17 protein-coding genes and 1 pseudogene are annotated in these 16,316 nt (G+C 68.1%); 8 read left to right on the top strand and 10 right to left on the bottom strand.

What is annotated here, in order from left to right:
* The first annotated feature begins 103 nt into the window (after positions 1–103).
* A complete protein-coding gene (locus BMZ38_RS05960; RefSeq protein WP_091335306.1) occupies positions 104–1,003 on the top strand; it encodes a patatin-like phospholipase family protein in 900 nt (299 codons plus the stop codon).
* Positions 1,004–1,015: 12 nt separating this feature from the next.
* Here the strand turns inward: BMZ38_RS05960 and BMZ38_RS05965 are convergent, their stop codons facing one another.
* The 4 genes from BMZ38_RS05965 to BMZ38_RS05980 form a co-directional block, all read right to left on the bottom strand.
* The gene (locus tag BMZ38_RS05965) at positions 1,016–1,384 is read right to left on the bottom strand and encodes a DUF488 domain-containing protein (protein ID WP_091335308.1); all 369 of its coding nucleotides are present in this window, start codon (positions 1,382–1,384) and stop codon (positions 1,016–1,018) included.
* 91 nt (positions 1,385–1,475) lie between these two features.
* Complete coding sequence (locus BMZ38_RS05970) at positions 1,476–2,192, bottom strand: glycosyltransferase (RefSeq protein WP_091335310.1); 717 nt, start codon at positions 2,190–2,192, stop codon at positions 1,476–1,478.
* A gap of 194 nt (positions 2,193–2,386) precedes the next feature.
* Positions 2,387–3,253: a ParB/RepB/Spo0J family partition protein gene (locus BMZ38_RS05975; protein ID WP_091335312.1), complete on the bottom strand. Its 867-nt coding sequence runs from the start codon at positions 3,251–3,253 to the stop codon at positions 2,387–2,389.
* A 2-nt stretch (positions 3,254–3,255) separates the two neighbouring features.
* On the bottom strand, positions 3,256–4,101 hold the full coding sequence (locus BMZ38_RS05980; protein ID WP_091335314.1) for a ParA family protein: 846 nt from the start codon (positions 4,099–4,101) through the stop codon (positions 3,256–3,258).
* Between the two features lie 400 nt (positions 4,102–4,501).
* Between BMZ38_RS05980 and BMZ38_RS05985 the strand changes: the two genes are divergently transcribed.
* Positions 4,502–4,648 carry a family 1 glycosylhydrolase gene (locus BMZ38_RS05985; protein ID WP_425431861.1) on the top strand — a complete coding sequence of 49 codons (147 nt, stop codon included), beginning with the start codon at positions 4,502–4,504 and terminating at the stop codon, positions 4,646–4,648.
* A 37-nt stretch (positions 4,649–4,685) separates the two neighbouring features.
* On the opposite strand, the gene BMZ38_RS17480 is transcribed toward BMZ38_RS05985, so the two are convergent.
* The 3 genes from BMZ38_RS17480 to BMZ38_RS05995 form a co-directional block, all read right to left on the bottom strand.
* Positions 4,686–4,862, bottom strand: coding sequence for a glycosyl transferase family 39 (locus tag BMZ38_RS17480; RefSeq protein ID WP_139202387.1), 177 nt, complete (start codon positions 4,860–4,862; stop codon positions 4,686–4,688).
* Between the two features lie 71 nt (positions 4,863–4,933).
* Entirely contained in the window at positions 4,934–5,560 is a 627-nt protein-coding gene (gene rsmG, locus BMZ38_RS05990; protein ID WP_091335316.1) for a 16S rRNA (guanine(527)-N(7))-methyltransferase RsmG, read from the bottom strand.
* A 67-nt stretch (positions 5,561–5,627) separates the two neighbouring features.
* Positions 5,628–6,080 carry an SPFH domain-containing protein gene (locus BMZ38_RS05995; protein ID WP_091335317.1) on the bottom strand — a complete coding sequence of 151 codons (453 nt, stop codon included), beginning with the start codon at positions 6,078–6,080 and terminating at the stop codon, positions 5,628–5,630.
* Between the two features lie 294 nt (positions 6,081–6,374).
* On the opposite strand from BMZ38_RS05995, the gene BMZ38_RS06000 reads away from it, so the two are divergent.
* The 6 genes and pseudogenes from BMZ38_RS06000 (at position 6,375) to BMZ38_RS06025 (ending at position 13,841) form a co-directional block, all read left to right on the top strand.
* Complete coding sequence (locus BMZ38_RS06000) at positions 6,375–6,590, top strand: substrate-binding domain-containing protein (RefSeq protein ID WP_245747203.1); 216 nt, start codon at positions 6,375–6,377, stop codon at positions 6,588–6,590.
* A 39-nt stretch (positions 6,591–6,629) separates the two neighbouring features.
* The gene (locus BMZ38_RS06005) at positions 6,630–9,671 is read left to right on the top strand and encodes a TonB-dependent receptor (protein ID WP_091335320.1); all 3,042 of its coding nucleotides are present in this window, start codon (positions 6,630–6,632) and stop codon (positions 9,669–9,671) included.
* Positions 9,672–9,738: 67 nt separating this feature from the next.
* Positions 9,739–11,262 (top strand): tryptophan halogenase family protein, encoded by a 1,524-nt coding sequence (locus BMZ38_RS06010; RefSeq protein WP_091335322.1) that lies wholly within the window; start codon positions 9,739–9,741, stop codon positions 11,260–11,262.
* 70 nt (positions 11,263–11,332) lie between these two features.
* Complete coding sequence (locus BMZ38_RS06015; RefSeq protein ID WP_091335324.1) at positions 11,333–12,781, top strand: glucoamylase family protein; 1,449 nt, start codon at positions 11,333–11,335, stop codon at positions 12,779–12,781.
* A gap of 32 nt (positions 12,782–12,813) precedes the next feature.
* A pseudogene (locus BMZ38_RS06020) lies at positions 12,814–13,166 on the top strand (ABC transporter permease subunit); the annotation flags it as partial.
* A 120-nt stretch (positions 13,167–13,286) separates the two neighbouring features.
* A complete protein-coding gene (locus BMZ38_RS06025) occupies positions 13,287–13,841 on the top strand; it encodes a gluconokinase (RefSeq protein WP_245747194.1) in 555 nt (184 codons plus the stop codon).
* Positions 13,842–13,923: 82 nt separating this feature from the next.
* Here the strand turns inward: BMZ38_RS06025 and BMZ38_RS06030 are convergent, their stop codons facing one another.
* The 3 genes from BMZ38_RS06030 to BMZ38_RS06040 all read right to left on the bottom strand — a co-directional run bounded on the left by BMZ38_RS06030 (position 13,924) and on the right by BMZ38_RS06040 (position 16,313).
* Positions 13,924–14,757, bottom strand: coding sequence for a pirin family protein (locus tag BMZ38_RS06030; RefSeq protein WP_091335326.1), 834 nt, complete (start codon positions 14,755–14,757; stop codon positions 13,924–13,926).
* Between the two features lie 119 nt (positions 14,758–14,876).
* A complete protein-coding gene (locus BMZ38_RS06035; protein ID WP_245747195.1) occupies positions 14,877–15,626 on the bottom strand; it encodes a DUF4336 domain-containing protein in 750 nt (249 codons plus the stop codon).
* A gap of 6 nt (positions 15,627–15,632) precedes the next feature.
* Positions 15,633–16,313, bottom strand: a complete 681-nt coding sequence (locus tag BMZ38_RS06040) for a YecA/YgfB family protein (RefSeq protein WP_091335328.1) — start codon at positions 16,311–16,313, stop codon at positions 15,633–15,635.
* Positions 16,314–16,316 lie beyond the last annotated feature (3 nt).

The raw sequence follows: 16,316 nt of genomic DNA on the forward strand, positions 1-16,316 counted from the left end.
CGACGGGCCATCATAACGGCCGTGGCCGCTGGTCGCCGGAATCAGACTTCACCACAGGACCGCGCTAACGTATCGTGAGGGCCCGCCATCGCAGGCCGATCGCATGAGCCACCCCGCCCCGGCTGCGGATGTGCCGCGCCAACCGACCGTCGCCCTGGCGCTGGGCGCGGGTGGGGCGAAAGGGCTGGCGCACATCGGCGTGATCGAAGAGCTCGAGCATCAGGGCTATGCCATCAGCGCCATCGCGGGCGCGTCGATGGGCGCGCTGATCGGCGGCGTCTATGCCATGGGAAAGCTGGAGGTCTATCGCGACTGGGTCTGCAAGCTGGCGCGCTTCGACGTGTTGCGGCTGGTCGACTGGACCTTCCGCGGCGGCCTGATCAAGGGCGAGAAGATCATCGAGACCTTGCGCGCACTGATCGGCGACGCGCGCATCGAGGAGCTCCCGCTGGCCTACACCGCGGTCGCCACCGACATCGACCGCGAACGCGAAGTGTGGTTGACCCGCGGCCAGCTGTTCGATGCGATCCGTGCCTCGATCGCCATCCCCACCGTGTTCCGGCCGCATACGATCGACGGGCGCCGGCTGGTCGATGGCGCGCTGCTCAACCCGGTACCGGTGACGCCGTTGATCCGCGAGCGGGCGGATTTCCTGTTCGCGATCAGCCTGGACGGGCCGACCGAGCGCCTCAGCCCCAAGCAGGATGCCGAGGCCAGCCCGTCGTCCCCGCCGGGCTGGCTGGGGCGGTTGTTCGGGCATGGCGAGGACCGGTCGCCGCACGTCCACGAACCCGGCGCGCTGGCGCTGCTGACCCAGGCGATGGACCTGATGCAGTCCAATCTCTCGCGGCTGCGCCTTGCTGCCTACGAGCCCGACCTGCTGATCGAGATTCCGCGCGATGCCGCGGCGACCTACGAGTTCTATCGTGCGCGTGAGCTGATCGAGCTGGGCCGCACGCGCACACGCGAAGCTTTGGAGCGGCTCGACGCCAAGCGCGACTAGGCGGGTGCGCGATCAATGCGGACAGTGTACCGCCAGGTAGCCTTCCAGGTAGGCCTTCAGTGCCACCGCGTTGTTGTGTTCCTCGTCGCGAGCGCCGAACAGCAGCGTGACATGGCCGCGCCGGGCCTTTTCGGCCAGTGCCTGCCAGCTCTCCGGGACGGCATCGAGCTCGCCTGCGTAGCGATGGCGAAAGCCCTCCCAGCGCGTGGGTTCGTGGCCGAACCACTGGCGCAATTCGCGCGAGGGGCCGACGTCCTTCACCCACAGGTCCAACGCGGCAGCGTCCTTCTTCAGGCCGCGCGGCCACAGGCGATCGACCAGCACACGGTAGCCATCCTTCGATGACGGCGGGTCGTAGACGCGTTTGACGGCCAGGCTCATGGCGTCCCGCTCGAAGGAACCACGCCCAAGCTTACCCCCGCCGGGTGAACACATCGTAGGGCGGATTCCGGCCCACCACGGGGTCGCCGACTCAATCTTCCTCGACGCCGGTGATCTTGGCCCGGCGCATCAGCCAGGCCACGCCGCGCAGGTCGGCCAGGCCGACCCACAGGCGATCGAGCATGCCGTACTTGGAAGTGCCGGCGGTGCGTGGGCGATGGCCCACCGGCACGCTCTGGCTGGCATAGCCCGCACGACGCACCAGCGCCGGCAGGTAGCGGTGCATGTGGTCGAAGTAGGGCAGGCGCAGGAACGTTTCGCGCTCGAACAGCTTCAACCCGCAACCGGTGTCGGGGGTAGCGTCCTTGAGCATGCGCGAGCGCACCGCGTTGGCGATCTTGGAGGAGATGCGCTTGTTGAAGCTGTCGCGGCGCGTGGTGCGCCAGCCGGCGAACAGCTTGATCTGCGGCGCCGCGGCGGCACGCGCGGCGAGCAGCTTGGGAATGTCGGCAGGGTCGTTCTGGCCGTCGCCGTCCAGGGTGGCGATCCAGGCGCCGCGCGCGGCGCGCACGCCATTGGACACCGCGGTGCTCTGGCCACTGCGGGTCACGTGGTGCAGCACGCGCAGCTCCGGGTAGCTTGCCTTCTGCGCGGCCAGCACGGCGCGGCTGTCGTCGCTGGAATCGTCGTCGACGTAAACGATCTCGAAGTCGACCTTGCCGCGCAGCGCGGTGGCGATTTCGGCAAGCAACGGCGGGATGTTGTCGCGCTCGTTGAACACGGGCACGACGACGGAAAGCTCGGGCATGGGGCCAGTCCGGGGAACGATTGGGCGGGGATTATCGCTGATGCGCGCAGCTGGCGCAGGCGACCTTGCTCCCTCTCCGTCCGGGGAAGGGCCGGGGCGAGGGTGCGGGACTTGCGCGGAAGGCTTCGTCACCGCGCTCCGGCCGTACCCTCATCCGCCCTGCGCGCCCCTTCTCCCGAAGGGGAAGGGACGATCTAGCGCAGCTTGCCGAGGATGCCGTCGAGTTCGTCGTTGCTGTGGTAGTGGATCACCAGCTTGCCGCCACCGCCGCGGCCCTGCGCCAATTCCACGCGGGTAGCGAAGCGCTCGGCCAGCTCGCGCTCCAGCGCGTCGACGTTCGGGTCGCGCGCGCCGGTCTTGGCCTTGCCCTTGGGCGCGGCCTGCGCGCGACGTGCCGCATCTTCCAGCTCGCGCACGCTCCAGCCCAGGGTCGAGGCCTGGCGCGCCAGCGGCACGGCGATGCCCTCGTCCAGCGTCAGCAGGCAACGCGCGTGGCCCATCTCCAGCTTGCCCTCGTCCAGCAATTTCTTGATTGATGCGGGCAGGTCGATCAGGCGCAGCAGGTTCGACACCGCCGCGCGCGAGCGGCCCACGGCATCGGCCGCCTGCTGGTGGGTGAGCTCGAAGTCGTCGATCAGCCGTTTGAGCGCATCGGCTTCTTCCAGCGGCGTCAGGTCCTGTCGCTGGATGTTCTCGATCAGCGCCATGGCCGGCACGGCGGCCTCGTCGACCGTCTTGACCAGCGCCGGGATCTCGCCCATCTGCGCCAGCTGCGCGGCGCGCCAGCGGCGTTCGCCGGCGATCAGCTCGTAGCTGTTCTTGCCGAGCGCGCGCACCACTACCGGCTGGATCAGCCCCTGCGCCCGGATCGAGGCGGCCAGTTCCTCCAGCGCCTCCTGGTTCCAGTGCCGGCGCGGCTGGTACTTGCCCGGCTGGATCTGCTGGATCGGCACGCTGCGCAGCTCGCCTTCCTGCTCCAGCGGCGATGCGGTGCCGGCGCCGTCGCCGCCGAGCAGCGCGTCCAGCCCGCGGCCGAGTCCCCGTTTCTTCGCGGCGGCCATGGTTACTCCTGATGGATGTCGGCGGCCGCGTCGAGCGCCGCGCCGGTGTCGTGCATGTCGTTGAGCGCGGCCACGGCGGCCTGCGCGCCGCGTTCGCGGCGGATGATTTCGCCGGCCAGGCCGATGTAGGCGATCGCGCCGCGCGAGCTGCGATCGTACAGGTGGATCGGCTGGCCGTGGCTTGGCGCCTCGGCCAGGCGCACGTTGCGCGGGATGATCGAGCGCAGCACCTTGTCGCCGAAGTGCTGGGTCAGCTGCGCGGAGACTTCGTTGCCGAGGTTGTTGCGCACGTCGTACATGGTGCGCAGCAGGCCCTCGATCTCCAGCTTCGGATTGAGCCGCTGGCGCACCGCCTTGACCGTTTCCAGCAGGCTGGAGAGGCCTTCCAGCGCGAAGTACTCGCACTGCACCGGAACCAGCACGCCATCGGCCGCAGCCAGCGCGTTGAGCGTGAGCAGGTGCAGCGAAGGCGGGCAGTCGATCAGGATGGTCTGGTACCTGTCCGAGATCTTCGCCAGCTGTTCCTTGAGCCGGCTCTCGCGGGCGATCGCGTCCATCAGCTTGAGCTCGGCTGCGGTGAGGTCACCGTTGCCGGGCAACAGGTCGTAGTGAGCCTCGGTGCCGACGATAGCGCGCTCGATCGGCGCTTCATCCAGCAGCACCTCGCAGCCGTTGGGTTTGGCCTCGCGCTTGTCCACGCCCGAGGCCATGGTCGCGTTGCCTTGCGGGTCGAGGTCGACCAGCAGCACCTTGCGCTTGGCGGCCGCGAGTGCCGCCGCGAGATTGACTGCCGTCGTGGTCTTGCCGACGCCGCCCTTCTGGTTGGCGACAGCGATGATGCGGGCCATGGGTCGATAGCTTCCGGTGACGCGGAAAGGGGACCTAGTGTAGTGGGTCCGGCGTCCGGGGCGACCCCGACCGCGGTCACGCGATCCGCGCCCCGCCGTCTGCCTCGAAGAAATGCAGCCGCTCGGGACGAAGCCTAGTGCCAGCGTGGTTCCGGCTCCCGGCAGCGACGGCGGCACCCGCGAGACCAGCGCCAGGAGCCCATGGCGCAGGTTGAGGAAGATTTCGGTTGCCGACCGGTTCGGGCAGTTCCAGCCGGGCTTCCAGGCGGGCCGGGCGCCGGACGTCGGCCGGCTGCAGATCCTCCGGGCGCAGGCGCAGGCCCAGCGAGCACCACGATCCGCTGGCCCAGCGCCATCGCCTCGACCTCGTCGCGCGTTGCACGCGGCAATCGAGGCCGGGGTGAACCTCACGGGTTACTACGCCTGGTCGTTGCTGGACAACCTGGAATGGTCGCTGGGCTATTCCAAGCACTTCGGGCTGGACCACGCCGACTTCGCTATGCAGAAGCGCACGCCGAAGGCCAGCGCGAGCTGTATGCCCGGGTGATCGCCAGCAACGGCGCGGTGCTGGACGAGCAGTGCGCCTAACGGGTGCTGGCGCGAACGCGCAGAAGCCGCCGACAGAAGCTCACTTCCAGCGCCACGCCCCCCAGCAACAACAGCGCGCCCAGCATTGGTGCACCGAAGAACAGGGGTCCGTAGCCAGCGGCATAGGCCACGGTCGCGGCTGCGACAAGGGCCAGGCTGGTCAGATGTTTCACGACTTCACTCCTGCGGCATACCGTGGGTGGAGCATAGCCCTGTCGACATCGCGCGCAACGAGCCGCTGCGGCTAGGCCCGGCCGAGTACCAGCAGATGCCGCTCAGCTTCCAGCCCCGGCACGTGCAGGGCATGCCGGGCGCGCAGCTCGAAGCCTGCCGGAATGCCGGGCAGCTCCTCGTCCGCCGGCTTGCCCTTCATCGCCAGCCAGACGCCGTGCGGCGCCAGCAGGTGGCCACCCCAGCCGAGCATGTCGGCCAGGCTGGCGAAGGCGCGCGCGGTGATGCAGTCGAACGAGCCTTCGACCTCCTCCACCCGCGACTGCACCGCGCGCACGCCCTCCAGCCCGAGCGTACGGATCGCCTCGCGCAGGAAGCGCACCTTCTTGCCGTTGGAGTCGACCAGCAGGATGTGCCGCCCCGGCGCGGCGATCGCCAGCACGATGCCGGGCAGCCCGGGGCCGGTGCCGAGATCGGCCAGCGACTCGCCCTGCACGTAGGGCAGGATCGCCAGCGAGTCGAGCAGGTGGCGGGTCACCATCTCGGCCGGGTCGCGCACCGCGGTGAGGTTGTAGGTGCCGTTCCAGCGCTGCAGCAGCGCCTGGTAGGTCAGCAGCCGGTCCGCCGCGCCGGCCGGCAACGCGAGGCCAAGCGCGGCGATGCCGTGTTCGAGGCGTTCGTGCAGGCTGGAGGGGTTCATCGGCGCGCTCGCATGCGGGAGCTGCCCAGTATCGGGTGCGCACGCGGCCGAAGCCAGGGCACGCAGGTCAGGCGAAGTCGAGGTCGACCCGGGTGACCATCATGCCGCGCTCGCGCAGCGCAGTGTTGAGGCGCTGCTTGAGCCGCCCGCCGAGGTCGCGGCGGTTCTCCTGTGCCACGGCCGGTTCATCCTTGAGCGCATCCAGCGCGCCACCGCGGATCAGCTGCTCGGCCTGATCGAAGACCGCGTCGGCACGCTCAGGCTCCAGCACCTGCCAATACACCGTGCCACGCACGTCGCGCGCGCTGGCCAGCGGTTCCCGGAAATGCAGCACCTGCCCGGCCAGGTCGATGCGGTGGCCAACGCGGTCCAGCCCTGGCAGCACGAAGTGCACGCCCGGCTGCAACAGCCGACGCCGCTTGCCACCACGGTAGAGGCTGAGCACCTGGCCGTCCGGCACACGTCGGACGGCTCCGGCCAGCAGGGCCAGGCAGAAGACGGCGGTGAGCAAGGCGATCATCGTCAAATCAACCGTTTACCGATACTTGTTCGGGCGCAGGAACGAGAGTACGTGCAACATCTTGGCGTAACGCACGTTAATGGCGTTTTAACGAGCGAACCGGGAACTGGCGCACAGGCCGGAAGGCTCCCCCTCGAGTGGCTATCGGCTGGTCTCATCCGCGCTGGAGGCCCGTGAAAACGTTCGCTTCGCCGCACCTTCACTTTCCCGGATGAAAACGTTTACGGTCCGCCGCGACTGACCTGCCTGTATGCCTTAAAGGAGGCCCGCCTGCGCGTCCCGCAGGCCATCGCGCTGACCGGCTTCGACGACATCCCGATCACGCGCTACCTGAGGCCGCCGCTGACCACCGTGCACGTGGGCGTCACCGAACTCGGCAGGCTGGCGCTGGAGCGGCTGGCCGATCGGCTCGAGCGCGACGCACCGGTTGCGCCTGCGGACAGGCTCGATTGCGCCGTGATGGTTCGCGGCAGTTGCCGCGCGGCGCTCACGACAACCTCACCGGCTTGATTCAACTATCTAACAAAAGGCCCTCGAGGGAGGGGATCCATGAACACGACGATGCGTTTGAAGAAGACACTACTGGCCAGCCTGATCGCCAGCTCGGTGGTAGCGCTGGCCGCGGCGCCGAGCCTGGTATGGGCACAGACCTCCACCGCGGCGCTGCGCGGCAGCGGCCCGGCCAACACCGACGTGACCGCGCGCAACGTGGCGACCGGCGCGGTGCGGCGCACCCGCACGGCCGCCGACGGCAGCTATGCGATGGTCGGCCTGCCGCCGGGCACCTACCAGATCGATGCCGGTCCGGGCACCGAGCGCACGGTGACCCTGACGGTGGCCTCGACGTCCACGCTGAATCTCGCCCAGCCCGCCGCCGCGCCGCCCAGTGCGCCGTCGGCCGCGAACGCCACCACTCTCGGCGGCGTCTCGGTGACCGCCACCACGTTGCAGGAAGTGAAGACCTCCGAGGTGGGCAACACCATCTCGCTGCACCAGATCCAGACGATCCCGCAGGTGTCGCGAAACTTCCTGGAATTCGCCGACACCGTCCCGGGCATGGTGTTCAACGTCGACTCCGCCGGCCACACCTCGCTGCGTGGCGGGGCGCAGAACAACAGCTCGGTCAACGTCTACATCGACGGCGTGGGCCAGAAGAGCTACGTCAAGGAAGGTGGCATCAGCGGCCAGTTCGCCAGCCAGGGCAACCCGTTCCCGCAGCTGGCCATCGGTGAGTACAAGGTCATCACGTCCAACTACAAGGCTGAGTACGACCAGATATCCAGCGCGGCGGTGACCGCGCAGACCAAGTCCGGCACCAACCAGTTCCACGGCGAGGTGTTCGGCACCTACACCCACGATGCCTTCCGCGCGCGCACGCCGTCCGAAGACGCGGCCAACAAGAAGACGCCGTCGCACGAAAAGGAATACGGCTTCGCGATCGGCGGTCCGATCATCCAGGACAAGATGCATTTCTTCTTCACCTACGAGGCGAAGAAGTTCGTCACGCCGAAGACCGTGACCACCAATGGCCAGGTTCCGGACGCGGCCGCGCTGCTGCCCGCCGATGTCGTCGCCCAGCTGGGCCCGGCGAACCTGCCGTTCAAGGAGGACCTGTATTTCGGCAAGATCGACTGGGAGCCGACCGACCGCGACCGCTTCGAGCTGAGCGGCCAGGTCCGCAAGGAGGACCAGTACGACAACATCGGCGACCAGAACGCGGCCTCCGCAGGCATCGACGCGATCAACAACGACACGCGGCTGGACCTGCGCTGGCAGCACAGCGGCGAGATCTATTTCAACGAGCTGCTGTTCACCCACGAAAAGGCCTACAACAATCCGACGCCGCTGAACTTCGGCAACGGCGCGGTCTACACCTACGGGCCGCAGCAGGACGCCACTATCCTGGTGACCGGACCGGCCAACACGCTGGCCACGCAGAAGAAGGGCCAGAAAGGACCGGCGCTGCAGGACGACCTGACCTTCAACGACCTTTCCTGGCACGGCGACCACGTGATCAAGCTGGGCGCCAAGTACAAGATGGTGGATCTGAACGCGCAGGACGCCGGCGACGTCAATCCGCAGTTCTTCTACGACGTCGAGCCGGGCACCGGCACGCAGGCCCAGCCGTGGAAGGTGTTCTTCCCCAACCCGGTGCCGGGCCTGAACCCGGTGGCCAAGTCCAGCGACAAGCAGTTCGGCGTCTACATCCAGGACGACTGGGCGGTCAACGACAAGCTGACCCTGAACCTGGGCGTGCGCTGGGACTACGAGAAGAATCCCTCGTACCTCAACTACGTCACCCCGGCGAACGTGGTGGCCGCGCTCAACAGCCAGGATCCAAACGCGGCGGCCGGACAGACCTATGCGCAGACGCTGGCGCTGGGCGGCGTCAACGTCAACGACTACATCAGCACCGGCCACAACCGCAAGGCGTACAAGGGCGAGGTGCAGCCGCGCCTGGGCTTCTCCTACGACCTCAACGGCGACGAACAGCACGTGATCTTCGGCGGTGCTGGACGCGCCTACGACCGCGACCTGTACGACTACCTGCAGGTGGAGCAGACCAAGGCCGCGCTGCCGCAGTCCACCGTGTACTTCCAGGACCCGGTCACCGGCGCCTGCCACGGCGTCAATCCCACGCCTTGCATCGCCTACGACCCGGCGTTCATGAGCGGCCTGTCCAATCTGCAGGCGCTGTTGTCGACGACCAACGCCGGCAACGAAGTGGACATGATCAACAACAACCTGCGTGCCCCGTACTCGGACCAGTTCAGCCTCGGCATGCGCAACCAGCTCGGCGACTGGAACACCAGCGCCACGGTGTCGCGCATCCTCAGCCACGACGGCTTCGTGTTCACCCTGGGCAACCGCTATCCCGACGGCAGCTTCTTCAAGAGCAACAGCCAGCCTTGGGGCAATGGCGTGCCGGGCTTCGGCAGCCTGATCATCGGCAACAACGGCATCGAGACGCGTACCACCCAGGTCCTGCTGTCCGCGGAGAAGCCCTACACCAAGGAATCCGGCTGGGGCGCGACGTTCGCCTACACCTATACCCGCGCCACCCAGAATCGCGACATCAACGAGCACTACTCGTTCGATGAGGAAACGATCAACCAGTACCCGTTCATCATTTCCAATGCCGCGGCGCGTCATCGCTTCGTCGCCACCGGCGTGGTCGACGTGCCGTGGGGCATCACCTTGTCGGCCAAGCTGACCCTGGCCACGCCGATCCCGGGCAACACTTTGTCCTGCTATGACCCGGCGGCGGTGGAGTTCCCCACCGGCAGCAATTGCACACCCACCGGGGTGATCCCCGGCGGCAGCGGCCGCTTCCTGGTCGGTGGCAAGGTGTTCGGCTACCGCGACATCGACCTGCAGGCGACCAAGAACTTCTACATGGGCCACGGCATCGAGCTCTACGGCCGCTTCGACGTGCTGAACCTGTTCAATTGGAAAAACTACGACACGGCGGATGCGATCTACGCCATTCCCGATGGCAGCGTGGTTCACACGACGGCCGCCTACAACCGCACGGGCAACATCGTTTTCGTGCCCCGCACGGTCAAGCTCACGGTCGGCATGCGGTTCTGACCGGAGCCCTCGCAAGGCCCGTCTAACGCGCGGGCCTGGTTCCTCTGCCGGCAGTCGGACACCTTCGATGACCGATTCGTCCATCAAAAACATCGTCATCGTCGGCGGCGGCACGGCCGGCTGGATGGCCGCCGCCGCCTTTGCCAAGGTGCTCGGCGGCCGCTATGCGATCCAGCTGATCGAATCGGACGAGATCGGCATCGTCGGCGTGGGCGAGGCGACCGTGCCCCACCTGAAGCTGTTCAACAACCTGCTGGGCATCGACGAGGCCGAGTTCGTACGCCGCACCCAGGGCAGTTTCAAGCTGGGCATCCAGTTCGACGACTGGGGCCGCATCGGCAGCCGCTACTTCCACAGTTTCGGTGCGATCGGCCATGACCTGGGCCTGCTGCCGTTCCACCAGTACTGGCTGAAGGCCCGCCGCCAGGGAAAGGCGGCGGCCGACATCGGCGCCTATTCGCTCAACGCGGTGGCCGCCGCCCAGGGCAAGTTCATGGTATCGGCAAGCGACGTGGCGCCGACCTCGCCACTGGCCAACATCGCCTATGCCTACCACTTCGACGCCGGCCTGTACGCGCGGTTCCTGCGCGAGTACGCAGAGCGCCTTGGCGTTCGCCGACTGGAAGGCAGGATCGTCGACGTCGCGCTGCACCCGGATTCCGGCTTCGTCGAGGCCGTGACGCTGGCTTCGGGCGTGCGTGTCGCTGGCGATCTCTTCGTCGACTGCTCCGGTTTCCGCGGTTTGCTGATCGAACAGGCGCTGCGCACCGGCTACGACGATTTCAGCCGCTGGCTGCCGTGCGATCGCGCAGTGGCGGTGGCCTGCGAAAAGGTCGGTCCGCCCACGCCCTACACCCATTCGATCGCGCGCGGTGCCGGGTGGCAATGGCGCATCCCGCTGCAGCACCGCACGGGCAACGGCTACGTGTATTCCAGCGCGCACATCAGCGACGACGAGGCAGCCGCGACACTGCTGTCGAACCTTGACGGGCGGCCGCTGGGCGAGCCGCGCCTGTTGCGCTTCACCGCCGGCATGCGGCGCAAGTTCTGGAACAGGAACGTGGTGGCGCTCGGCCTGGCCAGCGGTTTCATGGAGCCGCTGGAATCGACCAGCATCTACCTGGTGCAATCGGGCATCGCCAAGTTTCTCAACCTGTTCCCATGGGGCGACTTCGATCCTGTCCTGACCGAGCGCTACAACGAGCAGTCGATCTTCGAATACGAACGCATCCGCGACTTCCTGATCCTGCACTACCACGCCACCGAGCGCAGCGACACCCCGTTCTGGGACGCCTGCCGGCGCATGTCCATTCCACCGCAGCTGGCCCAGACCATCCGCCTGTTCCGCGACAGCGGCCGGTTCTTCCGCCAGGGCGAGGAAATGTTCGCGCTGGTGAGCTGGGTGCAGGTGATGCTCGGGCAGGGCATCGTGCCCGAGAGCTACCACCCGCTGGTGGACCAGGTCGCCCAATCAGACATGGAGGGCTACCTCGCCAGCGTCGGCAAGGTGATCGCAAACTGCGTGCAAGCGATGCCCAGCCACGCCGCTTTCATCGAGCGCTGTTGCGCGGCCGTGCCGGTGCCCGCGTGAGGCGCGCACGCCTTCGGCCGCGTTGCATCGGCAACGGTCCTTTTCCTTCCCTACGCACGAAGTCCCCCTCATGGCCTTTCGATTCACCCTGAGTGCCGCGCTCCTGGCGGCGACCCTCAACGTCGCTGCCGCCCCGGCTGCGCCTGCCGCGCCTGTGAAGGCCACCACCTACGGCACGGTGCCAGCTGCGCAGCAACGGCTGATCGACGACCTGGAGCGGCGCACCTTCGAGTGGTTCTGGGACAGCGCCGATGCGAAGACCGGGCTGGTACCGGACCACTATCCGGGCGAGTCGTTCTCCAGCATCGCCGCGGTGGGCTTCGGGCTGACCGCCTACGGCATCGGCGCGGAGCGCGGATACATCACGCGCGACCAGGCGATCGAGCGCACGCTGGCCACGCTGCGCTTCTTCAAGGATGCGCCGCAGAACGCCAGCGAGGACAACGCCACCGGCTACCACGGCTTCTATTACCACTTCCTGGACATGAAGACCGGCCGGCGATTCGACCGCGCCGTCGAGCTGTCCAGCGTGGACACCACGCTGTTGCTCGGCGGTGTGTTGTTCGCGCAGTCCTACTACGACCGCGACACACCCAGGGAGAAGGAAATCCGCCAGCTCGCCGACGCGATCTACCGCGCGGTGGACTGGACCTGGATGCAGGCGCGGCCGCCGCTGATCAGCATGGGCTGGACGCCCGGCGGCAAGTTCATCCCATCCGACTGGAAGGGCTACTGCGAGGGCATGCTGGTCTACATCCTGGCGTTGGGCTCGCCGACCCACCCGGTGACACCGGCGGCATGGAAGGCCTGGACCTCGACCAACGACAAGACCTGGGGCAGCTTTTACGGCCAGACCTTTCTCACCTTCGCGCCGCTGTTCGGCCACCAGTACAGCCAGGCCTGGGTCGACTTCCGCGGCATCCGCGACGACTGGAACCGCGAACACGACCTGGACTACTTCCAGAACAGCCGCCGCGCCACCTACAGCCAGCGCAACTACGCCATCGCCAACCCGGGCAAGTGGACCGGCTACGGGGCCAACGTGTGGGGCCTGACCGCCAGCAACGGCCCGGGCGACATCGTGGATGGCGGACATGCATTCAAGGGCTATTCGGCGCGCGGCGCCGGCCTGGACTATGTCGAGGACGACGGCACGATCGCGCCCACCGCGGCTGGCGGTTCGGTCGCCTTCGCCCCGGAGATCGTGATCCCGGCGCTCGCGACCATGAAACAGCGCTACGGCCAATCCATCTACAACCGCTACGGCTTCGTCGATGCCTTCAACCCGAGCTTCCACGATGCCGCTGCCGTGCTGCGCACCGGCAGGCTGGTGCCTTCACTGGGCTGGGTCGACACCGTGCAGCTGGGTATCGACCAGGGCCCGATCGTGCTGATGATCGAGAACTGGCGCAGCGGACTGGTGTGGAAGGTGATGCGCCGCAATCCCTACGTGCGCAAGGGGCTGCAGCGGGCCGGTTTCACCGGCGGCTGGCTGGACGAGGCGCCGCGCAAGCCATAAGCCCGCGCGGGCGCCGATGGCTGCCGGCCAGCCTGGTGCGCCGTTGCGCGTGTGGCATTCCCGACGAGCTGCTGGGGCGTGCATCGATGGCGCCGGCGCGGCGCGCATCTTCGTGATGATCGTGCTGCCGCTGCTCAAGCGGGTCAGGGCGACGCTGACGATCTTCACCTTCCTCGCCGCGTGGAACAGCTTCATGTGGCCGCTGATCGTGCTGTCCGGACGCGAGCACTACGGGCTGCCGATCGCACTGGGCCTCGCTATCACGCGAGCACGCACAGGACACCGAACTGATGATGGCCGGCTCGGCGGTCACCGTGCTGCGGTGCTGGCGCTGTCCCCGGTTCTGCAGCGGCACTGCCTGCAGGGTTGCTGCTGGGCAGCGTGACGTGTTGAGCGTGTGCCGTCTTTTATCGACGCCGGCGTGTGCTCGGCCACTGATCGTCCCAGAGATCGCATGGGCTGCGGCAAGCCGCTAAGGTCGGCGGGAACCACGCGAGGAGCGGCAGTGAGCGAGAACCCGACAGCCATCGTCGTGATGGGCGTATCCGGCTCCGGCAAGTCCACCATTGGGCGCCGGCTGGCGGATGCGCTCGGCTATGCGTTCCTCGAGGGCGACGACATGCACCCTCCGGCCAACATCGCCCGAATGAGCGCCGGCGTGCCGCTGGACGATGCCGACCGCGTGGCCTGGCTGGAAGGGATCGCGGGCTGGATGGAAGCGCAGCAGGCATCCGGGCGCAGTGTGGTGGTGGCCTGCTCGGCACTGAAGCGCGCGTATCGCGAGCGCCTGCGGCAAGCCGGACCGGCGGTGTGTTTCGTCTACCTGCGGGTGGGCCACCAGGAACTGGCGCGGCGCATGCGCGGGCGCGAGCACTTCATGCCGCCGGAGTTGCTGGGCAGCCAGCTGGCGACGCTGGAGGAACCGGGCGTCGAGGAGTCCGCGCTCACGGTGGAGGCGAACGGGCCGGTCGACGAAGTGGTCGCGCGAGTACTGCGGCGGCTGGAGCGGCAGGGTCCGCCGGGTGCGCCGGTGGGCGGAGGGGTTCAGCGTCGAGGTTGAGGCGGGCTTCTGCCACCGCCACGGCCTGTCGCCAGAGCGACCGCTCAGCCCCCCTCCGCGGGGAGAGGGGGCGCCAAGGACGTCAGAAGCGGCCGGCGCGGAAGTCGGCGATCGCTTCGTGGATCTGCTCGGGCGTGTTCATCACGAACGGCCCGTAGCGCGCGACGCTCTCCTTCAGCGGTCGCCCGGCGACCACCAGCAGGCGCGCGGCGCTGGTGCCGGCGCCCAGGGTCAGGCGATCGCCGTCGGACAGCACCGCCAGTTCGCTGCGCGCCAGCGGTGCGCCGCCGACCTCAGCCGATTCGCCCTCGAACACGTAGGCAAACGCGTGGTGCCCGGGCGGCAGGTCGAGTTCGAAGCGCGCGCCGGCGCCCAGCGCGATGTCCAGGTACAGCGGCTCGGTGGCGATCCCCTGCACCGGGCCGATCGCGTCGCCCAGCCGGCCGGCGATCACCCGTGCCTCCACGCCGGGCGCCGGCTCGGCGCGCGGGATGCGATCGGGCGCGATGTCCTGGTAGCGCGGCGCGGTCATCTTGTCCGCGGCAGGCAGGTTCACCCACAGCTGGAAGCCCCACATCAGGCCATTTTCCTGCTGCGGCATCTCCGAGTGCAGGATGCCGCGCCCGGCGGTCATCCATTGCACGCTGCCGGGACCGAGATCACCCTGGTTGCCGTGGTTGTCGCCGTGGCGCATGTGCCCGGCGAGCATGTAGGTGACCGTCTCGAAGCCGCGGTGCGGGTGCTCGGGGAAACCGGCGAGGTAGTCGCCGGCCTGGTCGGAGCGGAACTCGTCCAGCAGCAGGAACGGATCGAGCATGTCCAGGTTGGGCTGGCCGATGATGCGCTTGAGCTTCACCCCGGCGCCGTCGTTGGTGTCGATGCCGCGCACGCGGCGGGTGATGGTGCGTTGGCTCATGGAAGCGCCTCCGGCGGAAGATGTCGCTCAGCATGAGGCCGGCCAGGAACGCGGCCAAGCGCGGCGGCGTGAACGGATCGTTCGCCGGATGCCGCACAAGCCGGGAATCGCTGCCATCGCTACGCCAGCCAGGCCAAGGCACGGCGCAGTTCGGCTTGGCCGTCGTGCATGAAGCAGCGCCCGTGGGCGAGGATGATCCGCCGTGGCTGCCAGGCCAGCATGCGCTCGAAACAGGCACGCGCCGCGGCCTTGTGGCCCAGGTAGGTCAGGCGCATGTCCAGCGGCGTCTTGCCGTCGGGTGCCAGTACGCCGCCGAAGCGCGCGATCCAGCGCATCGGCGTGTCGAGCCGGTCCGCCTCGAAGTTCTCGATCAGGTCGGCCAGCACCAGCGTGGCGCTGGGCCGGTGCAGGAACACCACCTCCTCGATCGCACGGCTGCCCTTGAAGCGCAGCTGGTCGAGCGTGCCGGCCCAGGCCGCGGGCGGCGCATCCTCCAGTTCCGCATCGAAGGCCACCTCGATGCGCTGACTGGCGGCACGTTGGCGCACGCCAGGTGAGGCCCAGGCGACCGCTTCGGGGTAGCGCCGTTTCCATGCGGCGATGTGCGCGTAGTGCAGCTTGTTCGGCGAGACCAGGTGGCGGACCGGGCCGAGCGCGTCGATCGCATCGAACAGGCCCGCGTCCGGTTCGACCGGCGAGTGGCACCACAGCCCGCCATCGGGCAGACGCACCAGCGTCATGCGGGTCGGGAACGGCGCACTCATGCCCAGCGGCGCGGCCATGTGCACGATCGGGCCGTCGACGATCCACAGCGCCGGCGCGACCGGCTTGAGCGTGTTGATGGGCTCGTAGAGCGCCGCGGTGCCCACGCCCGTTCAGTGCACCCAGTGGCCGCTGCGCTGGCGTGGCGGTGGCGGCGCTTCCTCGCCCTCGGGCGCCGGGGCGCGGGCGAGCGCCGACAACTCGGCCTCGGTGGCCGGGTGCTCGTGCCAGTAATGGTCGACCGCGCCAAGCACCGGCGCGACCTGTGCCAGGCACTCGTCGTATTCCTCGTCGGTGAGCTTCTCGAACTCGGCCTCGGCGCTGAGGATGCCTTCGTCGACTGCCAGCGCCATCACCGGACCAAGCATCTCCATCAGCTGCGGATCATCGGCCAGGCGCTTTTCCCACAACGCCGCGCGCAGGTCGATGCCGCGGCTGAAACCCTCGCACCAGCCGGCGGCGGACAACGTCGGGCCGGTGTCCGTATCGACCTCGCCCAGGATCGGCTCGTAGGCATCGACGTCCAGTTCGACGCGGATGGAGTCGTTCAACTTGGCCAGCAGTTCCAGCACGCGGTTGCCTTCGGCTTCATCGGCGAAGGGATCGTGCAGCACCTCGGGCAGCCATTCGTCCGGCAGCACTTCGAGCGGGCCGACCGCGATCGCCGAGAGCATGCCGTGCACGCCGTCGAGCAGCAGGCGGCCCTCGTCGGCGTGACCGCGCAGGTAGCGATCGAGCTCGTCCAGTTCCTCATCGGTGAGGGAGCTGGGCCATTCGGTGGAAGGGCTGTTCATCGT

It is taken from the genome of Frateuria terrea (assembly GCF_900115705.1).
GTDB classification, from domain to species: Bacteria; Pseudomonadota; Gammaproteobacteria; order Xanthomonadales; family Rhodanobacteraceae; genus Frateuria_A; species Frateuria_A terrea.